At 61.6% G+C, this 1,875-nt stretch carries 1 protein-coding gene; it reads right to left on the bottom strand.

What is annotated here, in order from left to right:
* Positions 1-63: 63 nt before the first annotated feature.
* Positions 64-1,320 (bottom strand): group II intron reverse transcriptase/maturase, encoded by a 1,257-nt coding sequence (ltrA, locus tag Mspo_RS19335; RefSeq protein ID WP_159732911.1) that lies wholly within the window; start codon positions 1,318-1,320, stop codon positions 64-66.
* Between the last annotated feature and the right edge of the window lie 555 nt (positions 1,321-1,875).

Below are 1,875 nucleotides of genomic sequence, written 5' to 3'. Positions count from 1 at the left end.
GTCGAGTCGCCCGGAGGAATTTCACCCCCGGGCGCTCCTAGAACCGTGCATGAACCTCTCGACTCACACGGCTCCCGATGTTCGGCCGTTGCCATGACATAGAGGCCAGTGGGCGAAGAGCTCGGGGTTCGCCCGACGTAGCCGGTCGAACCAATCTCGCGCCCCCTTGGTCTGATGGCGCATCCGCTTGAACTTGCGGCGCGCCCATCGAATGACATAGGCGTCGATCCTCTTCAGGGTCGGACGCAATTGCGTCTTGTAGAAGTGGCTGTAGTAGGTGATCCAGCCGCGAATGCACGGGTTGTGCTTCGCGGCCAGCTCTTGCAGGGACTTGTCGCTGCGATGATGAAGCGCCCATCGCCGAACGGTCCGGCTGATGGCCGTCAACGCTTTCGGACTGGCGGCGGGCATGAAGCCGTGGGCGGCCTTTCCACCCCATATCACCTTCCGGGCTCGAAACTGAAAGCCCAAGAAGTCGAACGAGATGATAGGAAAGTCGCCGCGCCGGTTCGCATCCTTGCAATAGACGATCTTCGTCTTCGCCGGATGCAACACCAGCTTGCAGACAGCGAGACGGTCCGCAAGCGCGCTCCATAGCGCTCGCGCCTCCTCGGCGCTTCGGCAGTGACAAATGGCGTCGTCCGCGTAGCGCTCGAATGAAACGTGCGGATAATTCCGCGTCATCCATATGTCGAACGCATAATGCAGAAACAGGTTCGCCAGGAGAGGCGAGATCACCCCTCCTTGCGGCGTTCCGGCCGTGCGCGGCACGACGCCGCCGTCCTCCATCTGCACCGGCGCCTTTAGCCAGCGCTCGACATAAAGCAGCACCCATGGACAATCCGTATGTCGGCGGACCGCTTTGAGGAGCAACTCCCAATCGATACTGTCGAAGAAGGCGCGCACATCGAGATCGAGCACCCAGTCGTAGCGCCAACAGCGCTGGCGAGCTTGGCGCACGGCGTCGATCGCAGATCGTCCGGGCCTGTAGCCATAGGAGTCGGTGTGAAACACCGGCTCCAGAATGGGCTCCAGATATCGACGGGCGACCTCCTGGGCGACGCGATCCGAGACTGTTGGAATACCCAACGGCCGCGTCCCGCCATCCGCCTTCGGAATCTCGACCCGCCTCACCGGCGGAGGAAAATAGCTCCCCGACGACAGTCGGTTCCAGAGCTTGTAGAGGTTGCCCGAAAGGTTGGCCTCGAACTCTGCGATCGACTGTCCATCGACTCCAGCCGCTCCCTGGTTGGCCTTCACACGCTTGAAGGCTTCCCAGACTTCCCGTTTGGAGATGTCGAACGGCTTTACCTTGTCCACGGACTCCTCCCGTCGCCGGTTGGCCCGCGGCCTCGGCTGAACAACGCAGCCCCTTCGCTCCAGTCCCATTACAGAACCTTCATCACTACTACGGGCTGCTCCGTCCCTGTGCTCCGCATAGCTACTCTCGCCCTCGCGGTTGGAGCCGCTTGTGGCTTGTCGCTTCACGCCATCGGCGTGACGGAGCCCAGGTTCTCACGTTCCATACGAAAGCCTGGTCGAGCTTCGCGCCGCCTACATGCCGGATGCCGCTCGGGCCGTATCAGGTATCCCCCGAACTTATCCCGGAGGAAGGGTCACCCCCCGGTTTTGACATCGCCTAATCCGCTTTCGACACTTCATCGACGGTTTGCTTTCGCTCGCCTCTCTCGACCATGCCTGCCGGAATCATCGTCCCGGCGTTTCCGCAACGCTCACAACCACGGCTCTTGACCGAAGCAGCTTGCGGTGGCTTGAGATCAACACCTGATTGCCGAACTCGAAGGGCCCTCCTTCATCTCTCGTACAGTTGAGCGCCGCCGATACTCGCGACAGCGCGCTCGTGACACACGACCC

It is taken from the genome of Methylosinus sp. Ce-a6 (genome assembly GCF_009811655.1).
GTDB lineage: Bacteria > Pseudomonadota > Alphaproteobacteria > Rhizobiales > Beijerinckiaceae > Methylosinus.
This window is presented reverse-complemented; position numbering and strand designations above follow the sequence as displayed.